21 protein-coding genes are annotated in these 25,577 nt (G+C 69.3%); 6 read left to right on the top strand and 15 right to left on the bottom strand.

All coding sequences use genetic code 11. The features are described from left to right. A partial coding sequence (locus tag DB31_RS50130; RefSeq protein ID WP_338034360.1) for a DUF4388 domain-containing protein occupies positions 1-1,681 on the bottom strand: 1,681 nt, incomplete at its 3' end. 74 nt (positions 1,682-1,755) lie between these two features. Then, complete coding sequence (locus tag DB31_RS42930; RefSeq protein ID WP_044199395.1) at positions 1,756-2,565, bottom strand: hypothetical protein; 810 nt, start codon at positions 2,563-2,565, stop codon at positions 1,756-1,758. Between the two features lie 126 nt (positions 2,566-2,691). Between DB31_RS42930 and DB31_RS42925 the strand changes: the two genes are divergently transcribed. Continuing rightward, on the top strand, positions 2,692-3,459 hold the full coding sequence (locus DB31_RS42925; RefSeq protein ID WP_420806753.1) for a TSUP family transporter: 768 nt from the start codon (positions 2,692-2,694) through the stop codon (positions 3,457-3,459). A gap of 10 nt (positions 3,460-3,469) precedes the next feature. On the opposite strand, the gene DB31_RS42920 is transcribed toward DB31_RS42925, so the two are convergent. The 5 genes from DB31_RS42920 to accC all read right to left on the bottom strand — a co-directional run bounded on the left by DB31_RS42920 (position 3,470) and on the right by accC (position 10,543). Continuing rightward, a complete protein-coding gene (locus DB31_RS42920; protein ID WP_044199393.1) occupies positions 3,470-3,985 on the bottom strand; it encodes a YfbM family protein in 516 nt (171 codons plus the stop codon). A 73-nt stretch (positions 3,986-4,058) separates the two neighbouring features. Continuing rightward, entirely contained in the window at positions 4,059-6,692 is a 2,634-nt protein-coding gene (locus DB31_RS45840) for an ATP-binding protein (protein ID WP_052420696.1), read from the bottom strand. A gap of 123 nt (positions 6,693-6,815) precedes the next feature. Further along, a complete protein-coding gene (locus tag DB31_RS42910; protein ID WP_044199390.1) occupies positions 6,816-8,477 on the bottom strand; it encodes an acyl-CoA mutase large subunit family protein in 1,662 nt (553 codons plus the stop codon). 4 nt (positions 8,478-8,481) lie between these two features. Beyond that, on the bottom strand, positions 8,482-8,991 hold the full coding sequence (locus DB31_RS51410; RefSeq protein WP_044199387.1) for a DUF2118 domain-containing protein: 510 nt from the start codon (positions 8,989-8,991) through the stop codon (positions 8,482-8,484). A 34-nt stretch (positions 8,992-9,025) separates the two neighbouring features. After that, complete coding sequence (gene accC / locus DB31_RS42900; RefSeq protein ID WP_044199384.1) at positions 9,026-10,543, bottom strand: acetyl-CoA carboxylase biotin carboxylase subunit; 1,518 nt, start codon at positions 10,541-10,543, stop codon at positions 9,026-9,028. A gap of 84 nt (positions 10,544-10,627) precedes the next feature. Between accC and DB31_RS42895 the strand changes: the two genes are divergently transcribed. Together DB31_RS42895 and DB31_RS49440 are read left to right on the top strand one after the other, a co-directional pair. After that, on the top strand, positions 10,628-11,800 hold the full coding sequence (locus DB31_RS42895) for a hypothetical protein (protein ID WP_044199382.1): 1,173 nt from the start codon (positions 10,628-10,630) through the stop codon (positions 11,798-11,800). Between the two features lie 25 nt (positions 11,801-11,825). Next, positions 11,826-12,176, top strand: a complete 351-nt coding sequence (locus tag DB31_RS49440) for a hypothetical protein (RefSeq protein ID WP_157232482.1) — start codon at positions 11,826-11,828, stop codon at positions 12,174-12,176. Here the strand turns inward: DB31_RS49440 and DB31_RS42890 are convergent. The 4 genes from DB31_RS42890 to DB31_RS42875 all read right to left on the bottom strand — a co-directional run bounded on the left by DB31_RS42890 (position 12,173) and on the right by DB31_RS42875 (position 16,060). Further along, the gene (locus DB31_RS42890) at positions 12,173-13,084 is read right to left on the bottom strand and encodes an MBOAT family protein (protein ID WP_044199378.1); all 912 of its coding nucleotides are present in this window, start codon (positions 13,082-13,084) and stop codon (positions 12,173-12,175) included. The genes DB31_RS49440 and DB31_RS42890 overlap by 4 nt on opposite strands. 22 nt (positions 13,085-13,106) lie before the next feature. Further along, on the bottom strand, positions 13,107-13,709 hold the full coding sequence (locus DB31_RS42885; protein ID WP_044199376.1) for a hypothetical protein: 603 nt from the start codon (positions 13,707-13,709) through the stop codon (positions 13,107-13,109). Positions 13,710-13,809: 100 nt separating this feature from the next. Beyond that, on the bottom strand, positions 13,810-15,369 hold the full coding sequence (locus DB31_RS42880; RefSeq protein ID WP_044199437.1) for an acyl-CoA carboxylase subunit beta: 1,560 nt from the start codon (positions 15,367-15,369) through the stop codon (positions 13,810-13,812). Positions 15,370-15,385: 16 nt separating this feature from the next. After that, positions 15,386-16,060 carry a Coq4 family protein gene (locus DB31_RS42875; protein ID WP_044199373.1) on the bottom strand — a complete coding sequence of 225 codons (675 nt, stop codon included), beginning with the start codon at positions 16,058-16,060 and terminating at the stop codon, positions 15,386-15,388. 118 nt (positions 16,061-16,178) lie between these two features. Between DB31_RS42875 and DB31_RS42870 the strand changes: the two genes are divergently transcribed. After that, positions 16,179-16,556 (top strand): hypothetical protein, encoded by a 378-nt coding sequence (locus DB31_RS42870; protein ID WP_044199372.1) that lies wholly within the window; start codon positions 16,179-16,181, stop codon positions 16,554-16,556. A 100-nt stretch (positions 16,557-16,656) separates the two neighbouring features. Continuing rightward, complete coding sequence (locus tag DB31_RS42865; RefSeq protein WP_044199434.1) at positions 16,657-17,811, top strand: site-2 protease family protein; 1,155 nt, start codon at positions 16,657-16,659, stop codon at positions 17,809-17,811. Positions 17,812-17,838: 27 nt separating this feature from the next. Here the strand turns inward: DB31_RS42865 and DB31_RS42860 are convergent, their stop codons facing one another. Beyond that, entirely contained in the window at positions 17,839-19,980 is a 2,142-nt protein-coding gene (locus DB31_RS42860) for a M4 family metallopeptidase (protein WP_044199370.1), read from the bottom strand. Between the two features lie 275 nt (positions 19,981-20,255). Next, positions 20,256-21,641: a hypothetical protein gene (locus tag DB31_RS42855; RefSeq protein WP_044199368.1), complete on the bottom strand. Its 1,386-nt coding sequence runs from the start codon at positions 21,639-21,641 to the stop codon at positions 20,256-20,258. A 159-nt stretch (positions 21,642-21,800) separates the two neighbouring features. Between DB31_RS42855 and DB31_RS42850 the strand changes: the two genes are divergently transcribed. After that, the gene (locus DB31_RS42850) at positions 21,801-22,433 is read left to right on the top strand and encodes a hypothetical protein (protein ID WP_044199365.1); all 633 of its coding nucleotides are present in this window, start codon (positions 21,801-21,803) and stop codon (positions 22,431-22,433) included. Positions 22,434-22,493: 60 nt separating this feature from the next. Here the strand turns inward: DB31_RS42850 and DB31_RS42845 are convergent, their stop codons facing one another. Both DB31_RS42845 and DB31_RS42840 read right to left on the bottom strand, forming a co-directional pair. After that, positions 22,494-24,491: a hypothetical protein gene (locus DB31_RS42845; protein ID WP_044199363.1), complete on the bottom strand. Its 1,998-nt coding sequence runs from the start codon at positions 24,489-24,491 to the stop codon at positions 22,494-22,496. Then, positions 24,488-25,528 carry a tetratricopeptide repeat protein gene (locus DB31_RS42840; protein ID WP_044199361.1) on the bottom strand — a complete coding sequence of 347 codons (1,041 nt, stop codon included), beginning with the start codon at positions 25,526-25,528 and terminating at the stop codon, positions 24,488-24,490. The genes DB31_RS42845 and DB31_RS42840 overlap by 4 nt, the downstream gene beginning before the upstream one ends. Between the last annotated feature and the right edge of the window lie 49 nt (positions 25,529-25,577).

Raw genomic sequence — 25,577 nt, 5'->3', positions numbered from 1 at the left:
GTGCAGCCGTGGCGGGCCTGGGCGCAGCGGCCGTGGCGGGCGCAGGCGCGGGTGCCGCAGGGGCAGGCTTGGGCGCAGCGGCTGCAGTGGGCGCAGGCGCGGGCGCGGCGGGCCTGGGCGCAGCGGCAGCGGCTGCAGCGGCAGGGTTGGGCGCGGCCGCAGCAGGGTTGGGCGCGGCGGCCTTCGGCTCCGGGGCGCGCTGGGAAACGGCCGCGAAGGAGACGGCGTCGAGCTCCTTCAGGAGGAACGCGAGCCGCAGGATGTGGTCCTGGTCCTGGGGCAGGTCCACGAGCAGCTGCGCGATGGAGCGCACGCCGTCGATGACGGTGAGCACGCGGACCTCGTGAGGCGTGAGGCGCAAATCGCTCGGGGCCGCCACGCCTTCCGCCTTCATGATCGGAAGGTTCAGCACCGGTTGCAGGCGCCGCTTGAGGTCCACCGTGGGAATGCGGCGGACCTGCTCGCCCAACACCGCCCAGCGGTTGCCGAGCGGCATGGCCTTCGCCGCCGGCAGCTCCTTGGCCTCATAGGAGAAGGTGCCGGACTCCGCGCGCAGGCCCTTGTGGAGGATGGAGAGCGCGCGCTGGGTGAGGTGGTTGAAGGTGTTGGCCGGCTGCAGCAGCCCCAGGCCGAACAGCGCGGCAACCAGGTCCCCACCGAAGCGATCGCGAGCGCCCTCGGCCTGCTGGAGCTGCTCGGCGGAGAGCAGCTTCGCCTGGAGGAGCATCGTGCCGAGGGCATCCTCGGGATGCGACGAGTCGACGTACTCGGGGCTGCCCTTGCGGAAGTGGAGCAGGATGGTGCGGTCCGGCAGCTGGAGCGTGAGCAGCCCCGTGAGGGTCCCCGCCGAGATGCGGCCGTAGAGGGCGATGGGCGAGAGCTGCTCGATCGTGCCACGCGCGGGAGGCGCGGGAATCGAGGGCGTCGAGGCACTCACGGCTGCCGCGGGAGCTGGAGCGGTAGGGGCCGCACCCGGGACGACCGCAGTGGCAGTGGATGAGGGCCTCGAGGGCGCCACCGCGGCGTGGGCACCCGAGGGCGCCGCTACGTGGGGAGGCCTCGGGGCGGCACCCGCCACCGGAGCTCCCGGAACCGCAGGCTGAGGCGCCTGGGGTACCGCACCGGGAGCACCGACAGGACGGAAGCTCCCAGAGGGCCTGCCCGGCATGGCACCCGGGGGGACTGCGGCAGGGTGCACACCGGAACCCGCCATGGGCACACCCGCCTGGGGCGCACCACCCGGGCCCGGCCGGGGCGCACCCACCGGAGGAATGGCACCCGAACTCGGCCGGAGCGCGGCAGGCTGGGCGGGGGCCGACCGGGGCGCTGTGGCCTGAGCGACGGCACCGGGGCCCGCTGCGGGCGCGGCACCAGCGATGGGAGCGGGAGCCCCTGGGGGCGGAGCGCTCTGCCCCATCATCTCCGGGGGCACCTCCGTCCGAGCCATCTGCACGGTCTCGCCCGGGGCAATCACGTCTCCCCAGAGCTCTCGCGGGAAGGCATCGCGGATGTGCGGGAAGCGGCCCGGGAAGGCGAAGTGGAGCCCGTCCTCGGACACCTGCACCCGGCCCTGGATGACACCATTATCGAGGAGCAGCTCGATGGTGGGCAGGGTCAGCGGGCCCCACAGGGTGCCCTTGTCGTTGCGGATGAAGTACTGCCGGACGTCTCCCTCCGCCATGCGCGGTCTCGCTCCTTCGGAGTCACACCCTACCGCCACCGCCCCTCCGAACCAAGCGACCGAGCGGCCACGCCCTACGGTTTGCCGCCCTCCAGCACCGCCAGCCCCAGCATGGCCAGGCACGAGGCGTCCGCCTCCAGGGTGCTCGGCGGGTCGAAGCAGCGCACCTCGCTGTCGAAGACCTTGCATACGCCCTTCGGGGTCGAGGCGCAGACCACCCGCCCATACGCCGAGGCGCACGAGTAGCCACAGACCGCAGTGCCCTCGCTGCTCTTGCACTGGGGGGGCGGCAGGGAGCGGCCAAAGGCGCAGATGGCCTCGGGCTTGGGGTCGAAGCAGGTGACCCGGCCGCCCTCGGTCTTGCAGACCCCGAACGGGGTGGTGGCGCACTTCACGCCCTCGGAGCCCGCCAGGCAACGGTAGCCGCACGCGAAGTCCATGCCCTGGGTCTTGCACTCCATCTTGGGCGTCTCACGGCCGTAGATGGCGAACACCGAGGCTGGAGGATCGAAGCACTCCACCGCCTCTCCCCGGCCCCGGCACACGCCCGCGGGGGTGCGCGCGCACTTGAGCTTCCCGAAGTACGTCGTGCAGGCATAGCCGCAGGCGACCTCGCCCTCACCGGCCTTGCACTCGGCCTCGGGCAGCGAGCCGCCATAGGCCCGGACGACATAGGCGGGCGGGTCGAAGCACACCACCTGCCCATCCATCACCTGGCAGCGGCCCTGGGGCGTCTGGGCACAGCGCACCCGGAGCCCATCCGACTTGCATGCGTAGCCACAGGCGATCTGTCCATCGATGGAGCGGCAGTTGGGCCCCGAGGGGTCCGAGCCGGGCACCTGCGTCAGCAGCACGAGCACGAGTGGAAGGAGCGGAGCGGACACGGGGGGCCTCAGGGAGCAGGACGGTGACAGGAGGGATTGACGCTCAGGATGTGCCGGGGCGCAAGCAAGACGCCGGGCGGGCCAGCGTGGTACTGGGGCGCCGCCCGCGCGGAGGTGGGTCTGACCGTGGAAGTGACTGGCCTGGAACTCGCCTTGCTGTGCTTCTCGGCCTTCGTGGCGGGAGGGGTGGATGCCATCGCGGGGGGAGGCGGGCTCATCACCCTGCCCATGCTCCTGGCCACCGGCATGCCCGCGCACTACGCGCTGGGCACCAACAAGGGCCAGTCCGTCTTCGGGTCCTTCTCGGCGCTGGTGCGCTACGCACGCGCTCGCCTGGTGAGCGGCCGGCTGGCTTGGGTGTCCTTTCCGCTCGGGCTGATGGGCGCATTCGCGGGCACGCGGCTCGTGCTCTGGGTGAAACCCGAGGTGCTCAAGCCGCTGGTGCTCGTGCTGCTCGTCGCGGTGGCTGCCTTCCTGGCCTTCCGCAAGGGGCCGCCACCAGGAGACAGGCCTGAGCCTCCGCTGGCCCGGCTCCGGCTGCTCGGAGGTGCGGTGGCCTTCGTCATCGGGGCCTACGACGGCTTCTTCGGCCCGGGAACGGGCACCTTCCTCATCGTGGGCTTCTCCACGCTGCTGGGCCACGGGCTGCTGCGCGCTTCCGCGGATGCCAAGGTGGTGAACTTCGCCTCCAACATCGCCGCCGTGGTGCTCTTCGCGTGGAGTGGCAAGGTGCTGTGGCACGTGGCGCTGCCCATGGCTGCGGCCCAGTTCACCGGCGCGTGGATTGGCGCCCACCTCACGGTGAAGGGGGGGGACCGGCTCGTGCGCAAGGTGGTGCTCTTGGTGGTAGCAGCGCTCGTGCTGAAGCTCGGCCGGGACCTGCTCACGGGCTGATGCCGGGGCGTCAGCCGATGTGCACCAGCAGCGAGTGCCCGCGCTGCGCCACCTGGCTCACGAACTTGCGCAGCTCCGCGAAGTAGCTGACGAGCTCCTCCAGCGGATCCTCATCCTCCGGCGGGTCGTCCCAGTGGCCCGGGTAGATGTCGAGCTCCTGCATCGTTCCCGCGTCGAAGCGGCGCTTCAGCGTGTCCTGGGAGAGGGCATGCAACGCCTCGGAGAGCTTCTTCACCTCCGCCGGCTTGAAGATGCGCGCCGTGCCCTCATCCGAGGGGATGTCGCCCACGTCCTCGCCGCCGCGCACCAGGAAGTCCAGCGGGGCGGTGCCCTCCCAGGGCGTTCCCGTCATCAGGTACTGCAGGCCATGCCACGACTCGCCGATGTCGAGCTCCAGGAACCTCACGCCCTGCAGGTCGCTGAAGTCCTCCTCGTCGTCCAGGAAGTCCTGCAGCCGCTCTGGCGCCTTCACCAGCGCCTGGTGTTGGGCCTCCGTCGCGCTGCGCAGGGTGCAGAGCATCTCCATCGCGTGGACCTCGGAGCGGTTCTTGAAACAGGGAGCCCCGGATTACCACGCCGGAGCGGCACATTCACCTCTGTCACGGACTCGCGGCTGGCATTTCCCCCAGGACGCGCGACAGCGTGGAGAGCAGGGTGCTCAGCTCGACGGGCTTCACCAGGTGGGCGTGGAACCCCGCCTCGCGAGAGCGCGAGTGGTCCTCTTCCTGCCCGTAGCCCGTCAGCGCGACGAGTCCCAGCGGCTGGCCAGGGCGGAGCTGCTTGAGCCGGCGCCCCAGCTCGTAGCCATCCATCACGGGCAGGCCGAGATCGCAGATGGCGAGCTCGGGGGCGAAGCCCTGGGCCTCGCGGAGCGCCTCGGCGGGGTCGAAGGCCGCCCGCACTTCATAGCCCAGCAGCGACAGCGCCTCCGTGAGCGCCTCGGCGGCCTCGCGGTTGTCGTCGACGAGCAGGAGCTTCGCGCGGCGCTCGCTGCGGCGCAGCTCGGGGGCCTCTTCGCGGGGAGCGGGCCGCGAGGAGGCGTCCAGCAGCGCCAGCCGGACCACGAACTCGCTGCCTTGGCCCGCCCCCAGGCTGGAGGCGCTGACCTCTCCGCCGTGCAGCTCCACCAGGTTCTTGACCAGGGCCAGTCCAATGCCCAGTCCGCCCTCCTGGCGCGCGGCCGTGTCGGTGCCCTGCACGAACAAGTCGAAGATGCGCAGCAGCAGCGCGGGTTCGATGCCCCGCCCATTGTCCCGCACCCGCACCCGGAGGGTGTCCCCCTGGCGCTCGGCGCTCAGCTCGATGCGGCCGCCGGTGTCGGTGTAGCGCGCGGCGTTGGACAGGAGGTTGGAGAACACCTGCGCGAGCCGGTGGCGATCCCCCGAGAGCCGCAGCCCTGATTTCGGCACCTCCACGTGCAGCGTGTGCCGCTTCGCCTCCAGGAGGGGACCGACCATCTCGAGGGCGCGGGAGATGATGCTCCAGAGCTCCAGCGGCTCACGGTTCAGCTGGAGCTTGCCCCGGGTGATGCGCGCCACGTCGAGCAGGTCATTCACCAGCCGCTGCATGTGCTCCGTCTGCCGCTCGATGACCTGCCGCTCCCGGCGGAAAGCGACGTCGCCGGCGCGCAGCCGCATGAGCTCCAGGGCGGTGCGGATGGGCGCCAGCGGGTTGCGCAGCTCGTGGCCCAGCATCGCCAGGAACTCGTCTTTTCGCCGGTCCGCCTCGAGCGCCCGCTCGTGCAGTTGCGCGTTCTCGATGGCGACCGCGGCCCGCTCGGCGATAGCGGTGGCCAGCGTGAAGTCCTCCTCGGTGAGCGTCCGCCCCGTGTGGGCCAGCGTCGCGAGCGCCAACACGCCAATCATCCGCTCGCCGCGCATCAACGGCACGAGGATCGCGTGGTGCAAGCGGAGTGAGCGGATGAAGACAGTATACGGGTGGTCCGCGGGGAGCCGCTGGGTGACGGCGCTCGCGTAGTCCTTGAACAGGCGGGCCTGCTTCGTCTGGACCACCTCCGCCATCGGGTGAGTGGCCTCCTGGGGCGCTCTCGCCGCCCGGAATGCCGCCATGGCCCGCACCACTTCGTCATCCAGCGCGGCCTCGGCGACCCGCTCGAGCTTTCCCTCCACCGTGAGGATGGAGACCGAGCACGCATCCGCGAGGGTGGGGGCGAGGAGCTTCGTGAGTTGTTCGAGCGTCTGGGCGAAGTCCAGCGAGGAGGAGAGGATGGAGGAGGTCTCCGCGAGCAGCCGCAGCCGGGCGGCCTGACGCTGGGCCTCCTCCGCGGCGGCCTCCGCGGCCCGGCGCGCCTGCTCACGCTCGGCACTGTGACGGAGCCGCTCGGCGAACTGGCCCAGCTGCCGCCCCAGGGACTCGAGCAGCTCACAGGGAGCCTCCTCTTCCGGGAAGGGCGCGGTGCGGAAGAACTCCATGACCCCGACGAACTGCCCGCCGAACTCGATGGGGAAGGCCCCGCCCGCGCGGAGGCCCACCTCCACGGCCTCGGGTTGCCGGAGGAAGGTGCCGGCCTGGTTCAGCTCAGCCATGAAGAAGGGACGCCGGTTCTGCCACACCTGCCCGGGCAGCCCCTCTCCGAGGCGGAAGGAGAGCGTGGCGCTCCGCCGGGTGAAGGCGTCCTCGCCGCCAGGCGAGATGCTGTGAAAGGCCTGGAGGCGCAGGGCCTGGGTGCCGGGCTCGAGCATCCACAGCTGCCCCACCTGACAGTCCATGCCTCGGCAGATGGCGTGCAGGCACTCGGAGAGGGCCGTGTCCAGCACCGTGGCGTCGGCCAGCAGGCGGCTGAGCTCCAGCTGCAGCGTGTTCTGCCGCGCGAGCCGCCGCAGCTGCGACACATCCGAGATGAGCGTCAGGCAGAACTTCTGCCCATCCGGCAGCTCGATGAGGTTGGCCCAGAGCTGGACCTCGATGGGCCCTCGGTCCCGGGTGAGCCGCTTCGTCTCCACGCCCCGAATCTCGCGGTGCTCGAAGATCCGCTGGAGGTTGGTGATGAACTCCTCGCGGCGGTCCTCGGGAATGCTGGGCAGGAAGCGCCCGAGTACTTCGTTTTTGCTCCAACCGAAGATCCGCTCCGCGGCGGAGTTCCAGAACTGCACACGGCCCCGTGCATCCAGAATCATGAGGGCCAGGGGGCATGCGCTGGCGATCGCGTTGAAGGTTTCGCGCGAGTACGACAGCGCCCCTCGGGTGGCATCAATGAGCGCTTGGGGGTCCACAGGGGGCTCGAGCTTGGGCTGCCACCGTATCGTGGCGAATCTGGCCCCGGCGTCGAGCCTCGTCCGCCATGGAACGTTCAAATCTGAGCGGCACATCACCTCGGAACGGGTCCGAGGCGTGGCCTACAGCACCACATGCTCCTGGTGCTCGCCGAAGACGTCCCGCATGGCGTCGGAGATTTCACCCAGCGTCGCATAGGCCTTCACTGCGTCCAGGATGAGCGGCATGAGGTTCTCGTCCGGCGTCGCCGCGGCCTTGCGGAGCGCATCCACCGTCCGCGTGGCCGCCGCGTTGTCCCGCTCCGCGCGCAGCTTCTTGAGCCGCTCGGTCTGCGTGCGCTCCACGGTCTCGTCCACGCGCAGCAGCCCCTGCGGAGGCGGCTCCTTGATCTGGAACTGGTTCACGCCCACCACCACCGAGCGCTTCTGCTCCAAGTCCCGCTGCGCCTGGTACGCGGCCTCCTGGATTTCGCCCTGCGGGTAGCCCTGGGCGATGGCGCGCACCATGCCGCCCATGTCGTCGATGCGGCGGAGGTAGTCCTGGGCCTTGGCCTCCAGCTCGTCCGTCATCGACTCCACGGCGTACGAGCCGCCCATCGGGTCGATGATGTCCGCCACGCCGGACTCGTAGGCGATCACCTGCTGCGTGCGCAGGGCCAGCCGCGCGGCTTCCTCGGAGGGCAGCGCCAGGGCCTCGTCCCGGCTGTTGGTGTGCAGCGACTGGGCCCCACCCATCACCGCGGCCAGGGCCTGGAGCGCCACGCGCACCACGTTGTTGTCCACCTGCTGCGCCGTGAGCGTGCTGCCCGCCGTCTGCGCGTGGAAGCGCAGCATCATCGAGCGCGGATCCTTCGCCTTGAAGCGCTCCTTCATGATGCGCGCCCACAGCCGCCGCGCCGCCCGGAACTTCGCCACCTCTTCCAGGAAGTTGTTGTGGACGTTGAAGAAGAACGACAGGCGCCCGGCGAACTCATCCACCTGCAGGCCCGCCTTGAGCGCCGCCTCCACGTAGGCGATGCCGTCCGCCAGCGTGAAGCCGATCTCCTGGGCCGCCGTCGAGCCGGCCTCGCGGATGTGGTAGCCGCTGATGGAGATGGGATTCCACTTGGGAATCCGCTTCGCGCAGAACGCGAACATGTTGGTGATGAGCCGCAGCGAGGGCTCGGGCGGGTAGATGTACGTCCCGCGCGCCATGTACTCCTTGAGGATGTCGTTCTGCACCGTCCCCGAGAGCTGCTCCAGCGCCACGCCGTTCTGCTCGCCCACCGCCGCGTAGAGGCTCAGGAGGATGGGCGCTGTGGCGTTGATCGTCATCGACGTGGACACGTCCGCCAGGGGCAGCCCCTTGAGCAGCACCTCCATGTCCTTCAGCGAGGAGATGGATACGCCCACCTTGCCCACCTCACCGCGCGCCCGCGAGTGGTCCGCGTCCCGCCCCATCTGCGTGGGCAAGTCAAAGGCCACGGACAGGCCCGTCTGCCCCGACTGGAGCAGGTAGTGGTAGCGCTGGTTGGACTCCTCGGCCGAGCCGAAGCCCGCGTACTGGCGCATCGTCCAGAAGCGCCCGCGGTACATGGTGGGCTGCACGCCGCGGGTGAAGGGGTACTCGCCCGGGAACCCGAGCTGCTCGGTGTACTCGCCCGGCACGTCGTCCGGTGTGTAGACGGGCTTCTGTTCGAGGCCACTGGAGGTGACGAACGAGGGGTGGCGCTCGCCGCCCTTCGCCTTGGCCTTCTCGTAGACCTGTTTCTGCCAGCGAGCCTTCTCGTCCTTGATGTCCGCCATCACATCACTCCACGACTGCGAGCTTCGCGTTGTTCTCGACCGTCGTGCCCTCCTTGGCCAGCAGCTCCACCACCTTGCCGGCCTTGGGGCTCTTCAGCTCGTTCTCCATCTTCATGGCCTCCACCACGATGAGGCCCTGGCCCTCCTTCACCTCGTCGCCCTGCTTCACCAGCACCTTCACCACCTTGCCGGGCATGGGGGCGCTGATGACCTGCTTGCCCTCCGCGCTGAAGCCCGCCGAGGCCGCGCGCAGCCGCAGCCGCCGCTCGTCCGCCACGTCCACCCGAGTGACTTGCCCGCGCACCAGCACGCCCACCTCATCGCCGCTCTCCTCGAACTCGACGGGGTAGGAGGTGCCGTCCACCAGCAGGGACACCGCCCCGTGGTCCAGCGTGAGCGCGTCCACCGTGTACGTCTTTTCATGGAGCGTCAGCCGGTACTGGGTGCCCCCGAGGTGCTCGATGTCCACCGGCACCGCTTCCTTCTGGCCCTGCAGCTTCGCGAAGTAACGCATGGAGTGAGTGTCTCGAGAGAGAGAGAGGGGAGTGCTAACGCCGCCGGGTGCGCAGGCCCAGGCGCCACGGGGACATGCCCCCGGTGCTCGCCGCCGCGCCCGCCTTCTGGGGCAGGGTCTTCGCCTTCTTCTGGTCCCGCTGGTGCGCGAACAGCGTGCTCGCCAGCAAGGCCACCTCTTGCAGCTTCGGGTCATCCTGGCCGAGCAGCACGGTGTGCTCGCGCGTCAAGAAGCTCGTGTCGTAGTCGCCGCCGGCGAACTCCGGGTGCGCCAGGATGGCCGACAGGTAGCGCGTGTTCGTGGTGATGCCCTTCACCACGTACTCGCTCAGCGCGCGGCGCGCCCGGGCAATCGCCTCGGCCCGCGTGGGCGCCCACACGGAGAGCTTGGAGATCATCGGGTCGTAGAAGTTGGGCACCGTGTAGCCCGCGAACACGCCCGAGTCGTCTCGCACGTTCGGCCCGCCCGGCACCCGCAGGTACTGAATCTTCCCGGGGCTCGGCATGAAGTTGCGCGCCGGGTCCTCCGCGTAGATGCGCACCTCGATGGCGTGGCCGCGCGGCTCCACCGTCCCCGTGAAGGGCAGCTTCTCGCCCTCGGCGACTTTGATCTGCAGCGCCACCAGGTCCAGGCCGGTCACCCACTCCGTCACCGGGTGCTCCACCTGCAGGCGCGTGTTCATCTCCAGGAAGTAGAAGTTGCGGTGCACGTCCACCAGGAACTCCACCGTCCCGGCGCCCACGTAGTTCACCGCCTTGGCCGCCTGCACCGCCACCGCGCCCATCTTCGCGCGCAGCTCCGGGGTGAGGATGGGGCTGGGCGTCTCCTCCACCACCTTCTGGTGGCGGCGCTGCGCCGAGCACTCGCGCTCGTTCAGGTGCACCACGTTGCCGTGCTGGTCCGCGAAGACTTGAATCTCCACGTGGTGGGGCTTCTCCAGGTACTTCTCGATGTAGACCGCGTCATTGCCGAACGCGCTCATCGCCTCGCTCTTGGCGCCGCGCCACGCGGAGCTGAACTCCTGCAGGCTCTCCACCCGGCGCATGCCCTTGCCGCCACCGCCACCGGCCGCCTTGAGCATGATGGGGAAGCCGATCTCCTCTGCGTACGAGCGCGCCTGCTCCTCCGTGGGGATGGGCTCGGCGGTGCCCGGCACCACCGGCACTCCCACCTTGATCATGTTCTGGCGAGCGCGCGTCTTCTCGCCCATGGAGTCCATGGCCGAGGCCGGCGGGCCGATGAAGGTGATGCCTGCCTTCTCGCAGGCCCGGACGAACGAGGCGTTCTCCGAGAGGAAGCCGTAGCCCGGGTGGATGGCGTCCGCGCCGGACTGCTTGGCCGCCTCGATGATGCGCTCCTGCACCAGGTAGCTCTCTCGCGAGGGCGGCGGGCCGACCAGGTAGGCCTGGTCTGCCATGCGCACGTGGAGCGCGGAGCGGTCGGCCTCGGAGTACACGGCCACCGTGGCGATGCCGAGCTCCTTGCAGGTGCGCATCACCCGGATGGCGATCTCTCCGCGGTTGGCGATGAGGATCTTGCGAATCTTGGGCATGGGGGGCCCTTTAGCACACGCGGGCTCGCTGGAGCGGGGTAGTCTGGCCCCCTCCTGTTGCACCCCGGACCGTTGAGGAACCTCATGACGCTGCGCCGCTGGAGCCGTGCCCTGCTCGCCGCCCTCGTGCTGGCGGGCTGCAAGTCCGAAAAGCCCGCTGCCACCCCGGCTCCGGAGCCGAGCGCCCCCGCTGCGGCCACCCCTCCCCAGGCGCCTCCGCCTGCGCCCACTGCTCCTGCCGCGCCGCCCGCGCCCACGCCGGCTCCGGCTGCTGGGCCTACGGTGTCCTACCTGAGCCCTTCGGACCCCGAGCGCTGCCAGTGGGTGCGTCAATCACTCCCAGCAAGTGGGGAGCCCACGGTTCTCTTTGTCTTCAACGCCGCGTGCGACCGGTCCATGGTCTCCTGGAGCCCGGACGGCAAGGAGGGCGTGGTGTTCACCTGGCCCTCGGGCGAGGGTGAGCAGCCCAAGGCGTGGCGGGTGGACCTGGTCGCGCACACGGGCAAGGCGCTGGACTTGAAGACCCTGCCCGGAGGCGTCGGGGCGGGGGACCAGGACAAGCCGGCCATCGAGCAGATCTCTTTCGACAAGAAGGGGCAGGTGGTGGCCCTCGTCACCGACATCTACGTCACCCGGAAGACGAAGAAGGGGCCGGGTGGAAAGACGGTGCTGACCTTCGAGGGCAAGAGCTACGCGTTGCCCGAGGGTGTGGAGGGTTCTCCGGGGCTCGCGCATGCGTACCGGCTAGAGGACGGTGCCTGGAAGCACCTCGAGACGAAGGCCAGCGGCTTCGAGTCGGACCTGGCGCCGGGTACGAGGGAGCTCGACACGGTGAAGACGCTGCAGCCCGTGGCGAATGCGTCTGTGTCGTCCGATCGCATGGTGGGCGACGATGCTCCGGAGGCGGCGGTGAAGAAGCTGGATGCGGCCTTCCCTGGGCAGGACGAGTCCGGGCAGTGGATGCAGGTCTCCACGCCGGGCGGCACGGTCTACTACCGGGGATCGCAAGGCGGCGAGTACCTCTATCCCTCGGTCCCCGTGGCCTGGGAGCAGGGCGGAAAGCTGGTGGAGGTGGAGGGGCTGCTGGCCAAGAAGGATGACTTCCTGGGCATCCAGACCCAGGACGCGTTCCTGCTCATCTCCAACTACGGCGACCCGCACTCCGTTCAAGTCTGGGACACGAAGACGAAGGAGCGTGTCCTGTCCGCGGAGGGGGCTAGCGCTCCTGCCTTCTGGCCGAAGCCTGCCGGCCCGTAGTCTTTCTTCAGAGGAGATGCCTCTCATGCGCAGCGCCATTGCTCCGTTCCTGCTCGCCGGTCTCCTGTTGGGGGGATGCGAGGACGGGAAGCCCGTCACCGCTCCTCCCGCGCCGGAGAGCCCTCCCGCACAGCCGGCAGCGGAGAGCCCTGCTGCACCGGCAGCGGCTGCTGAGACCCCCAAGCCTCCGGAAGCGCGTCCGGCGCACGGCGCTACTGGAGTAGGGGACGAAGCACCGGCGGCTGAGCGCCAGGCGCCGAAGGGCACCGCCGTGCCGCCCGCGCCCTCCGAGTGGGGCAAGCCGGGCAGCCCGCGTCCTCCGGAACTGGAGGGGCGCAGAGGAGATGCCGGTGTCCCGCCCGGGACCGGCCCCTAGCTCCCAGCCGCGCTCCAGGTGTCGACGATCTGGAGCACCGGCTCGACGAAGAGCGGGGAGAACACGAGCAGCAGGGAGAGGGTCCACACCCGAGCCAGGGGCGCCCGCCAGCGCGCCACGCCCAGGGCCCGCTCCAGCCAGAACAAGGGAAGCTGGAGCACGAAGAAGACGCCCATTATCGCAGCCCAGCCCAGCCCCACCGCTGGCACCATGAAGGCGAAGTGGAACAGGCCGCTGACCACGAAGGTGAGCGCCAGCCCCAGCTCTGTGTGGCCTCGTCGCGCCACGGGGGCAAAGACGTTCAGCTTGAGGAAGCGGTGGACGGCCCGGTTCCAGCGCCGGCCCCAGAACTCGCCGATGCTCTTCGAGCGGATCGGATCATCGTGGAGCGGACGCGGGTCCACGCCCAGCAGCCGGTAGCCGAGGATCACCGCGGAGACGACGACCTCGACCGCCATATAAAGGAGGAGGGCCCCGGAGGCCCAGCGAATCGCCCAATAGAGCGAGCCCGAGAGGTGCTGGCCGCTGAAGTACACCCCGGCCCAGCCCGTGACGACGAGCGGCGCGCACAGGAGCAGGCGGATCAGCGCGGGCCGGTCCACGCCGGGAGCCATGCGGCGCGTGAAGCGGGTATCCACCAGCCCCACGGCATGCCACGCGCGGCGCGCCACGGGCAGGCGCCGAGGCTCGCGGACGAGTTCAATGATTCGGGCCAGGAACCACAGGCTGCCCACACCCAGGAAGGCCCGAAGCGTGGGGTAGTCGGCGGGCGCGAGGAACGGCACGACGAGGGCCGTGCCCATCACCATCAGCGCCAGGACTCGCCGCCACACAGGGCCGTCCGCCAGCAGCGCTGCGAGCAGCCCTGCGGCGTAGATTAGCCCCACGTAGAGGACGAGGAGCAGCACTCCTTCAATCTAGCACGCGCGCCTACTTGCGCGTCGCGGTGAGGTAGCGCTCCATCAGCTGGCGCGCCTCGCCCAGCTTGGCCTCGACGAAGCGATCCTCCTCGTCCGGCTCCGGAGGCGCGGGAGGCTGTTCCGCCGCGGCCTGGCCGTCCTCGCCGAAGTCCACCGCCGCCGCCAGCAGGTTGCGCGCCGGGTTGTTGCCCAGCAGGCGGGCAAGCACCGTCGTCTCCACCTCCAACCACTTCGCCGCTTGCCGCAGCACGTCGAGGAACTCGCCCTCCAGCGTCTTCGAGGGCCGCCCCGGACCACCCACGCACACCCGCGCGTAGCTGTTGGCCCGGTCCGCGTACAGCCCGACGACGCGATCGCGGAAGTCCTGCGCCAGCGCCTGCGTCAGCTTGTCCAGGTGCTCCTCCAGATGGCCCTCGCGGGGCTTCCGGGCGGTGGGCAGCGTGACTTCGGCCACGTGCCAGCCTGCATCCGCCAGCGCACTGTTGCTCTGGCTCCACTTCACTTCGGGGAGGGACTGGCCGATATCCTCACAGATGCGCTTGAGCGTCTGGCGCAGGGCCGTGAGGTTTCCTTCGACATCGGACAGAAACAGGATGAGGCGCGGGTGGGACAAAAGGGGTCTCCTTGGTGGGCTCCCTTCAAAGCCAAAACGCCGCCCGAGAATTTCCCGGACGGCGCGCGCTTGCTTGCTCTGCTAGGGGCCTCAGCCCGCCTTACAAGGGGATGTTGCCATGCTTGCGAGGCAGATTCTCCTGGCGCTTGTCCTTCAGCATCTCCAGCGCCTGGATGACCCGGGCCCGCGTCTGCTCGGGGCGAATCACCTCGTCGATGTAGCCCAGCTCCGCCGCCTTGAACGGGTTGGCGAACTTCTCCCGGTACTCGTTCACCAGCCGCGAGCGCTCCGCGTTGGCGTCCGAGGCCTTGCCTAGCTCGTTGCGGAAGATGATGTTCACCGCGCCCTCCGGCCCCATCACCGCAATCTCGGCTGTCGGGTACGCGTAGTTGATGTCCGCGCGGATGTGCTTGGACGCCATCACGTCATACGCCCCGCCGTAGGCCTTGCGCGTAATCACTGTCACCTTGGGCACCGTCGCCTCGGCGAACGCGTACAGCAGCTTGGCCCCGTGGGTGATGATGCCGCCCCACTCCTGGTCCGTGCCCGGCAGGAAGCCCGGCACGTCCACGAAGGTGACGAGCGGGATGTTGAAGCAGTCGCAGAAGCGCACGAAGCGTGCCGCCTTCACGCTCGCGTCGATGTCCAGGCAGCCCGCCAGCACCGCCGGGTTGTTGGCGACGATGCCCACCGAGCGCCCGTTCATCCGCGCGAAGCCCACCACGATGTTCTTCGCGAAGTGCTCCTGCACCTCGAAGAAGTGCTTGTTGTCGACGACGGCCCGGATGATGTCCTTGATGTCGTAGGGCTTGTTCGGGTTGCTGGGGACGATGTCCTTCAGGCTCTCCTCGGCCCGGAACGGATCGTCGTCGCTCGGCTGGACCGGCGGATCCTCCTGGTTGTTCGAGGGCAGGAACGACAGCAGCTCGCGCGTCATCTGGATGACGGACTGCTCGTTCTCCGCCGCGAAGTGCGCCACGCCGGACTTCTGGTTGTGCGTCAGCGCGCCGCCCAGCGCCTCCTTCGTCACCTCCTCGTGCGTCACCGTCTTGATGACGTCCGGACCGGTGATGAACATGTAGGAGGTGTCCTTCACCATGAGGATGAAGTCCGTAATGGCCGGCGAGTACACCGCGCCGCCCGCGCACGGGCCCAGGATGAGGGAGAGCTGCGGCACCACTCCAGAGGCCAGCGTGTTGCGCAGGAAGATGTCCGCGTACCCGGCCAGGCTCTCCACGCCCTCCTGGATGCGCGCGCCGCCCGAGTCATTCAGGCCAATGACGGGCGCGCCCACCCGCGTGGCCATGTCCATGATCTTGCAGATCTTCTGTGCGTACGCGCCCGACAGCGAGCCGCCGAACACCGTGAAGTCCTGGGCGAAGACGAACACCTGGCGCCCCTCCACCGTGCCGTAGCCGGTGACGACGCCGTCGCCCAGAATCTTCTTGTCCCCCATGCCGAAGTCGCTCGAGCGGTGGGTAACGAACTTGTCCAGCTCGATGAACGAGCCCGGGTCCAGCAGCAAATCAATGCGCTCGCGCGCCGTGAGCTTGCCGGCCTCGTGCTGCTTGGCGATGCGATCCGCGCCGCCGCCCAGCTCGGCCTGCTTCTCCATCTGCTCGAGCCGTGCGCGAAGAGGGTCCTTCTCAGTTCCGTCCATGGGCATGGGGCGCCCTCTAGCACGATTGGGTAACGGGGGGCAGCAACGCCTCGACGGCCGTCACCTCCAGTCCGAACAGGGCTCGGACCTCGTCTAATGGGCTCTCCCACATGCGCGCCCAGGCCCCCCCAAACAGGGGCCGGGCCCGTTTCCCAAGCAGCCACCCGCGGACAATGGCGCGCATGCGCACGTCCCGCTCGGAGAAGGCAAACAGGAGGGTGTTGGCCAGGCCACCGGTGAGGATGCCTGCGGCGAATGGGCTGCCCAGCTGCGCCAGGCTGAAGGCCTGGAGCCCCAGCTCTCCGGCCACCTGGGTGCCGAAACCGGTGAGCACATGCCAGACGTCATGCACTTCCAGCAAATGGGCGCGGACGTACTCCGCATCCGTCCGGGCCGGCAGACGGGGCAGGACGCTCAGGCCGTTCTCCAGCAGATGGTCCGCGAAGGCCCGGCCGAGTGTCCCGGCAGGAAGGGTGCGCAGCGCCGCCACATCCACCGCTCCCATGCGCGGACGCTCGCGCAGGGCTCTGGCCACAGAGGGGATGTCCCAGAGGCTGTCCGTGAGCCGCCGCAGCTTCTGCGGAGGGACGAGCACTCCCGCCAACTCGATGATGTCCTCCAGCCGCTCCGGTTCTCGGATGGTGCGCGCCACTTGATATGCCGCTTTCACCATCCGCCATGGGTACCACATGACCCTGCCTCCTACCCCCCGACGAGCAAGGTAGGGCGGGGGTTGGAAATCGGCTCGGGCTCGGATGCTCCCGGTGCGGGAGAGATGACAGACGAGCGCTTCGCACTAGGCTGCGGCCATGAGCCCTGCCGATGCGGAGACCGCGAGGTTGCTCGAGAAGCTCGACCGCGTGCCTGACCTGCTCGAGGAGGCCCGGCGCGAAGAGGAGCAGAAGGGGGGCGACCGCTACGCTATCCGCGACCGGCTGGCCCAGGAGTACCGCGACCAGCAGCGGCCGTTCCTCCTGGCGCAGCCGTTCCGCCACCATGAGAAGTGCAGCACCGGCGAGCACGGGTTCGGCGCGGTGGACTATGAGCTCATCGTCCCCCAGGGGCGCGGCCTCTTCGGAGCCCGCGAGCGCTCGGCGAAGTTCAAGGCGCGCGAGCTCCACGAGGTCCGCGAGCACGGGGCCGCGCTCCCGCCCAAGCTGGCGGAGCTGCTCCGCGCGCTGCCCTGAGTGAAGTCCGGGCGGGCAGGGAGGCCCTCTCCCGCAACGTGCTTCCCACCCCAGCAGGATGGAGCTTCTCCGCAGGAGCGGAGTCTCCGAGGAGGTGGTGATGCGCAGCACGCGAGGAGCGTTCAAGGTGGCCTCATTCCGAGGCATCCCCATTCGCCTCCACTATTCCCTCCTCTTGGCGCTGCCGCTGCTCACCCTGGTGTTCGGCAGCGTGGTCCGCCAGGCTGCTCGGACGGCCTCCGTTCCGGTGGAGCTGCCTGGAGTGGTGCCCTTCCTCTGGGGGCTCGTGGTCGCCGTGGGGCTCTTCGCCTCCGTGCTCCTCCATGAGATGGCCCACGTCTTCTATGCGCTGCGCACCGGAGGCCGGGTGCGCTCCATCACCCTGATGATCGTCGGAGGTGTGTCCGAAGTGACCGAGCTGCCCCGGCGCCACCGGGACGAGGTCCTCATGGCGCTCGTGGGTCCGCTGACGAGCGTGGTCCTGGGCGTGCTGCTCATCGGACTCCTGGCGGTGCTGCCCGAGTCGCGCATCTTCACCCCGCGCTTCGCCCTCTCGTACCTGAGCGGGCTCAACATCTTCCTCGGCCTGTTCAACCTCCTGCCCGCCTTCCCCATGGACGGCGGCCGGATTCTCCGCGGGCTGCTCGCGGGGCGCATGGGCCTGGTGCGTGCCACACGCGTGGCCTCGGGGGTGGGCAAGGGCTTCGCGGGGCTCTTCTTCCTGGTGGGGCTGCTCACGCTCAACCCCTTCCTCTTCGTCATCGCCTTCGTCGTGCTCACCGGCGCCCACGCCGAGGCCCAGCAGGTGCGCGCCCGCGCCGTGCTCGAGAAGCTCCGCGTGGAGCAGGTGATGACGCCCCGTTTCCACGGCGTGGAGCTCGACACCTCCGTCGCGGAGGCCCTGGCAGACTTGCACCGCGCCCGGCGGCCTGCGCTCCCCGCCACCGAGCAGGATCAGCCTGTGGGCTGGGTGGAGGTCGCGGAGCTGCTCCGGGTGCCCGAGCCCGAGCGCGCCCACCGCACCGTCCGCGAGCTCTGCCGCAAGGCCGTGGTGGTGTCGCCCGAGGACGATGTCTGGTCCGCCGCTCGCCGGATGGTGGAAGCACAACCGCCCCTGCTCCTGGTGCTGGAGCGGGGGCGGCTGGTCGGGACGGTGGATGGAAACGACATCAACGCGGCCCTGGCGCTCCACCAGGCCTCCGAGGAGGGCCGGCCCGGTGGGTGGCCGCGCTGGCGCCAGGAACGTCCGGCCTGACGCCAGCGGAGACTGCTTCGCGGGTGACTACTTCTTGGACTCCACGCCCACCGCGCTCCAGCTCTCCTTCACCTTCTGCACCTCCGCCGAGTTGGCCCCGTACAGGTCCGTGGCCGCCTTGATGGTGGCGTCACGCGCCTCGGCGAACGTGGTGCGCGGCGTCATGTAGTTGGTCAGCGCGCGGCCGTAGATCTTCAGGCCCTTCTCGATGCCGATGCCGTCCGCCACCGTCTGCTTGGAGGTCTTGTTCGTGCCGCCCTGGCTCAGCAGGTAGAACGCGTTGTTGGCGATGCCGCTGGAGCCGTGGACCTCGGTCTGCTTCGGGTAGTTGCTGTAGTGGTCCACCGAGTAGCCGTCGCTCGTCGGGTCGTTCATGTAGCGCAGGGCGTCGTTCGGGTTGCCGTTGGTCGGCGTCCACGCGTCCTCGCCCACCGCCCAGTCGAACTTCACCGCCTCGTTCTGCTGGCTGGCGTACCACTCCACGCCGGTGCCCATGATGTCGCTGAACGCCTCGTTCAGGCCGCCGGACTCGCCGCTGTAGACGAGGCCCGCGGTGCGCTCGGTGAGGCCGTGGGTGATTTCGTGGCCGGCGATGTCCAGCGTGGTGAGCGGGCCGGCCGTCTTGCCGTCGCCGTCGCCGTAGTTCATCTGCTTGCCGTCCCAGTACGCGTTCACGTAGTTGTTCTTGATGTGGACGTTGGACTGGAGCTTCTCGCCCTTGCCGTCCAGCGAGTCGCGGCCGAGCACGTTCTTGTAGAAGTCGTACGTCATCTGCGCGCCGTAGTGCGCGTCCACCGCGGCCTTGGTGCGCGAGTCGTCACCGGCCTCGCCCCAGGTGTTGTTGGCGTCCTTGAAGGCCACCGGGTTGCTGGCCGTGGACTTGTTCTGGGCGTCCACCGTCACCACGCCGCTGCCGCGCGTGGAGTCGTCCAGGCTGTAGGAGCCGTCCGCGTTCTGCTTGGTGCTCAGGTCCACCTTGCCGCTGTAGAGCGAGGTGTCGTCGCCCTTGCCCGCCGGGGGAGTGGGAGGCTGCTGGTCCTCCTTCGGGGTGGCCGTCAGGCTCCAGCTCTTCAGCGTGCCCGTGTCGCGCTTGGCCTTGTCCTCCACGGTGAGCGTCCACTTGCCCGCCGCCTTCTCGCCAGCGAACTCCTTGGACAGATCGAACTGGCCCTTGATGTCATCCGCGCCGCCGCCCGCGCGGTCGCTGAGCACCGCCGTCTTGCCCGAGGGGCTCGTCAGCGTCACCTTCAGGTCACCGCGGTAGGTGTGCGCCAGGTCCAGGTCCACCTTGAGCTGGTCGATGGTGGCGTCCTGGCCCAGGGTGATCTCCGAGCTGGTGGTGCTCAGGTCCTTGATCTCGGCGTTGGGGGTGGCCGAGCCGGTGATGGGAGCCGCGGCCTTCGCGGCCTTCGAGGGGAGCTCGATGCCGCCCATCTGGTTCCACTTCTCGGCGACCTTCCCGGTCTCACCGTCGATCAGGTAGTTCTCGCGGCGGGGACGCGCGTCCTGGCTCGTGGTGTTGGTGAGCTCCACGTGGTAGCCGGTGTGGTACTGGCCGTCGGCGCCCTGGAAGACGACCTTCTCCACGGAGGGCTTGCGGTCCGTCTGGCCCGCGAAGTCCTTCTGGGCAACCGCCAGCGCGTCCTGGGAGGACAGCTTGGGCTCCTTGGTGCCCAGGCCCGCGGGGATCTGCGACGTCTGGCCGGTGACGCTGTCCATCTTGCCCTGCGCGTCCAGGTGGCCGATGACCTGCTCGCCGAACACCTTCACGCCCTCGTGCGTGCGGTCCATGCGCACGTGCGTCATGCCCAGCTCGTCACGCTCGATGGTGCGCGGGGTGAAGGCCTTGGAGGCGTCCGTCGCGGCGCCGCTGCCACCGCGCGACAGGGCCTGCGCTCCGCCCTGCTGGTTGAGGAAGTCCACGGTGGCCTTCACCGCGGCCTGGCCCTCGGGGCTCGAGGGAGACAGCGGGCCGGGCAGCGCCGCGATGCGGGCCGAGGCGCCCGTCAGATCCGTGGGGCCGCGCTTGGCTTGGGTGAAGCCGGACTGATCCACCGTGGCCTTCGGGGCCGCGGTCGGCGTCGCCTTCACGGTGTTGGCAGGCTGAGACTCGGTGGGGCGGGTGGTGGGGACAACGGGGGGCTGACCATCAAGGCGGCGGATCGTCACGGGAGACCTCTCGAAGTTGGGGGAGAAGAAGTGAGGGACAAAAGGATTATCGATTCTGGAGTCAAAGGTGTTGCTTCGTGCGCTGAAATAGGTGGAGGTAGGTGCAGGTAGCTGCGTTTCCCACCATTTTTCAGGCACTTGGAGAGCCACCTCCGGGGGGTTTTCCAGTGAAGCGGAAAGATTTCCGGGATGGTAGCACCCCCTCGCGGGCGGATCAGCAGGGGGGCCCATTTCTTTTTATTTCTTGAGGAGGCGGGAGACGCGCGCGCGGCGGATCAGGGCTTGCCGGCGGAGGCGGCCAGGGTCCACGTGGTGGAGAAGCGGTGCCCCCCTCCGGGCGCGCTGTCGAGCCACCCGGAGATGCGCTCACTGTTGGCGAGCAGAGGGCCCATCTCGGCGCTCGCGGCGAAGAGGCCCGCGAGCTGCTGGTTGGCCATGATGTCGAGCAGCGACACCTGGGAGAGGCCGCGCGCCACCTTCTTGGGGTCGGCGGTGAAGTCCACGGCGTGAGGGAGCTTCGCGGCGGCCTTGTCCGAGAGGGCGCCGAGCAGGGTGTTCACCACGGCCTCGTCATTGCCGAGCACGAGGTGCGAGCCCTTCTGGCGCACGGAGACGGTGCCTCCTTTGAGGGCCAGCGTGTACCCATCCGCGAGGGCCTGGGCGCCGGGGAAGTTCGCGAGGGGTGCGAGCGCCTCCTTGAGCTTCGCGGCGTCCTTCACCTGAGCGGCGACGGCCTGGCGGGGGGCGAAGAAGCGGCCCTCGGGGGTGCGCAGTGAGGCCTTCACCTGCACGCTGTCGACGAGCACGAGGAGGTGTCCTGTGAGCTGCTGGGTGATGGCCTCGGCCACGGCCTGGACCTGGTCGGGCGGGCAGGTGGGGCACACCTGCTGGACGCTGTAGCGCACGGCGCCCACGGCCTGCGAGAGCCCCGCGGGGGCCACCTGCGCGCGGCTGATGAGGAGGCCGTCCAGCTTCAGGGCGCCGTAGGGGCTGGTGGGCGAGGCTTGGAAGGGGGGCAGGGGGAGGCGGGTGGAGGTGCCCTCGGCCTGGAGGGTGTCCGCGGTGCCGTCGAGGCCCACCACGGTGGCGCCCTGGATGACGTAGACGGCGCCGGGGAGCTTGGTGAGGCGCGCATCCGGAGCGGGCGTCTTGCCCATCAGCTTGAGGGTGGCCTTGAGCAGATCGTCATCGTCATAGAGGGTGGCAAAGGAGCACGCCTCCTGGCCCTTGAGGACATAGCCGGCGCGGCCGGTGCCTCGGGGGGCGCTGGCGGTGGTGATGCCTTTGGCGGTGGTGGGCTTCACCGAGGTGGTGGAGGAGAGCGCCTCGAGGGCCTGGGTCTGGAAGGCCTGCGGGTCCGAGAGCCGGGAGCAGGAGACCTCGCCCCGCTCTATAAAGGAGATCGTGGCAGGGCTGGCCGGATCGATGCCCGCGGCGGTGAGCGTCTCCGGGCGCATGGGGTCCAGCGCGAGGAACGGGTGGAACTCGGCGCTCCAGGTGGCGGGGCGCGCGAGCGCGGCGTGCACCCCGGCGCGAGACATGAAGGCATAGAGGCCGGAGAGCTTGGCCGGCTGGGGGATGTGGACGACGGTGTTCGCCGAGTCGAGGGCGCGAGGCGCGGGAGCCGCCGCGAGCGTGGCGGCCAGGAGGAGCGAGAGCATGGACGAGGTGAGAGCAGCCGGGCTCCCACCCTGTCAAGCGCGACGGTCCGCCAGCGAAGACGGTGGGGGCTCGAATAAGCGGCGGCGAGGCGCGTCTAGAATGGCGTACACAGAAGCGCCGCTGGCGCGCAGCAACCCACCTTTTCGGACACTCCCATCATGAACCGATTCTCTTCTGCCCTCCTGATTGGCTCCCTCTTCCTCGCTGGCGCGGCGCACGCCCAGGACTGGCGCAACCGCCAGGAGCGCCGGCAGGACCGCCAGGAAATCCGCCAGGACAAGCGCGAGATTCGCGACGACCGGCGCGATCTGGCCGAGCTGCAGACCGTGCTGACGCGCTTCGACGCGGCGTGGGCCAATCGGAATGAGCGAGAGATGGCCTCGGTGGAGACCCGGCTGCGCGAGCTGCTCCACGAGGAACTGGCCGAGAGCCAAGCCGAGCTGCAGCGTGACAAGAAGGAGATTCGCCGTGACAACCGCGAGGTGCGCGGTGACCGCCGCGGCGACCTGTGGGGCAGGCCCGCGGCCTTCAAGGATGACCGCCGCGACCGGCGCGATGACGTGCAGGACGCGCGTGCGGAGGCTCAATCGCTGAGGACGCGGATGGCGATTGCCCGCGAGCTGTACCCTCTGATGGGTAGCCGCCACATGTATGACCTGCAGCGGACGCGCTCGCTGATCGTCCAGCTCATCAACCTCGGCCAGCAGGAGCTGAACCAGAACCACCAGGAGTTGCGGGAGGACCAGCGCGAGAAGCGGGAGGATCGCCGCGAGGACCGCCGCCGCTTCTAAGCCGTACCGGCTCCGGGTGGAGGTGCACTCCACCCGTGAGCCCCTTCGCCCAGCGGCAGCTCAGGGCTCGAGCTGCAGGGCGGTGGAGTAGAACCTCGCGGTGCCCAGCGCGGCGCCGCGAGTCACCCGCAGGTTCGTGGGCGAGGTGAGCGTGTGCCAGCCCAGGGCCGCACCGATGATGTCGTCCCCGGAGTAGGACGTCTCCCCGCTCCCCTGGCCGGACTGGATCTGGCCGCTGGCGAAGACCAGCGTGCGCGTCGTGTCCACGGACGTCACCGGCACGTTGACCGTCGTGGTGGACGAGCCCATGGTCACATTGAAGTGCTGCGCCCGGGCCCGCTCGTTGAACTGGATGCGCTCCCAGGAGATGGAGTTGATGGTTGCGGCCGCGCACCCCGTGGCCCCACTTCCGCGCGTGAAGGTGATGGAGGTGGGCGAGGTGAGCTCTCCGCGAAGGATGCGGTCACACATGACCGACGTGTTGTCGGCGCCTGTCGTCCGGTAGGTGAAGAGCAGCGCCGTGGAGCCCAGGTCCACGGGCGGCAGGTTGGAGACGACGAGCGAGGTGCCGTTCATGCTCCCCGTCAGCCCCCGGGTGACGTCGGTGCCCTGGTACTCCACGACCTGAACCGAGGCCGTCCAGCTCAACTGGCAGTCCGAGGAGAAGTTCAGGTCCACATGGTCCACCGCGGACATGGACGCGGTGTAGTAGTCATCGTCTCCCTGGGTGGAGCCGTTCTGCTCGGAGCTCACCAGCAAAAAGGTGTTCAGCAGGCTGGAGACGGGCTCGATGGGCAGCTCGGTCTCCGGCTCCCCGCTGCACTCGGCCTGCAGGTGCTGGACATTCAATCCCGTGGCCAGCTCCGCCGTCTGCCAGCGGATGAGGATCTCGGGCTCATCTCCGTCGTCGAAGTCGTTCCGGCTGCAGGTGATGGTGCTCTCGGACGTGAGCGAGCAGTTCAGGCTCGCGCTGTCGGGGCTGTCGTCGTCAGAACTGGCCTGGAACATCAGCAGCGTCTTCGACATGTCCACCTGAGGCGGAGAGATGGAGCACGTCACCCATCCCTCGCCCTCTTCCAGAGGGCAGCTGCCCGTGCGCACCACGGGCAGGATCGTCTCGCGCTGCGTCGCCGTGAGCAGCCCCGTGGTGGTGGACACGTTGAACGTGCCGCCCGTCTTGCTCCCGAAGTAGAAGCTGGTCCGCGCACTGCCCGCCGGGAACACCGCCTCCGAGGTGGCGGTGTCGCAGTCCGAGTCGAAGAAGAACACGATGCCCGAGCCCTCCTGCGCCAGCAGTGTGGCGGAGGTCTGCGTGGGCATCGGGGTGGCGTTGCCGTAGGCGTCGCGGAGCTCCAGGTCTACCCGGGAGGAGCAGACTCCGGCCTGGACAGTCTGAGGATCGCTGATGAAGACCAGGCTCGCCGGTGCGCCAGCCACGATGGACTCCGTCTGCTGCACGGACCCCAGCCCTGTGGCCGACACGGTGAGCCGGTAGGAGCGCGCCAAGGTGCCTCGGAAGTAGAAGGTGGCGCGGCTGGTGCCCGCGGCCATCGTCATTGTGCTCGTGGAGGTGGTGCAGCCGGAATCGCTGTAGAATCTGAAGCCCGCGCCCGCGCCCGGCTGCGAGACGAGGCTCAGGACCGTGTTGGCGGCCACCGGAGCGGCGCTTCCATTCGCGTCCCGGGCTTCGATGGTCGCGGTCGAGCACGCGCCCGCCGGAACCATCGTCTGCACGGGGGTGACGAAGGTGATCTGAGTGGGCCGAGCCGGCGTGCCGCCATCCGGCAGCGTGCCTCCATCCGTCCCGTCCGTGGGGCCTCCGTCGCCGCCTCCATCCGGGGTTCCCCCGTCCACGCCCCCATCCTCCACCGTGGAGCCTTCGGGCTGGCACTCGCCCTCGCGGCAGACGAAACCCGAGGCGCACTCGTCGTCCTGGGTGCAGGCGAAGCGGCGCGTGTCGAGCCCCGTGGAGCCACAGTCACAGCCCTGCACCGAGGCCAGCAACGCCATTCCCAGCGCGAAGAACCACCCGAGGACGCGAGACCGCGAGGCCCTCATGGGAACTCACCTCCGACCGTAACCCCCGTGGGGGCCGCAGAGACCGTCACAGGCGCGCCGAGCACCCAGAGCGTTCCTCCCACGATGGCCGTGGCACCCGCCACCCCGAAGAGGATGTTGGCCACCTTGGCGCTGGAGCGGGCCCGCTCATCAAGCGCTACCGCCTCGCGCTGGGTGATGCCTACGGTGACACCCTGCTCATTCACTGGCGCGTCCTCGAGCTCCTTCCGGGCGCTGCGCGAGCGCCACCCGAAGTACCCGCCCGCCGCACCCGTTCCCACCGCCGCCCCCAGGAGGGCATACGACGCGGTGCGCAAGGAGGAGTGACTCCCGGAGTCCTCGGGGTTCACCGGCTCGGTCAGGGCGCGTGCAAGCGCTTCCAGCCGGGGCGAGAGCTCCGTCAGGGGGGCCTCGGCGCTGCCCACCTGGGCGAGCACAGCCTGCTGCTCGTCGAGCAGCTCTGCCCACCATCGGATCCGTTCACCCTTCACCTCCACCGACGCCTGGCCGCCCACCAGCGGGCTCTCCTGCTCCGTCCAGGTGTTTCCCTCAGGGTGTAAGTGAAAGCGCACGGAGCGTCCCAGCTTCAGGACGTCCGAGGTCGCCTGCACGGCCAGACTCTCGATGTTGTGCCCGGTCTTCTCCGCGGGGGCCGTCTCGAAGCGCAGCTCGGCATTCTGATCAGCCACCCAGCCCTTGGCCTCGAAGAAGGGCGTCACCACCCGGGGGGCGTAGTCCCCCGTGAGCTGGTGCTCCGGGGCCAGGACCGCCAGCGTCTGGAAGGCCGTGCGCGCCTTGGCGGACTGGTTGAGCATGGCGGCCACCACGCCCTGAAGCTCCAGAATTTGCAGGAGCGTCTCCCGGTCATTGCCAGGGCGGGCGCGGGCCGCCTCCAGGGCTTTGGTGGCCTCGCTATAGCGCAGTGCTTCCAGAGACTCGCGGGCCCGGGATAGATCCGGATTGGGCGTTTGTCCCCACGCCACCGGGGCCAGGAGCAGGGCGAGGGTGAAGACGAGGAGTGGGGGGAGGCGAGACACGGAGGATCCATGTTAGTCGCTGCTCTGGCGGAGCGTCGAATTGACAGTC

It is taken from the genome of Hyalangium minutum, assembly GCF_000737315.1.
Classification (GTDB): Bacteria; Myxococcota; Myxococcia; order Myxococcales; family Myxococcaceae; genus Hyalangium; species Hyalangium minutum.
This window is presented reverse-complemented; position numbering and strand designations above follow the sequence as displayed.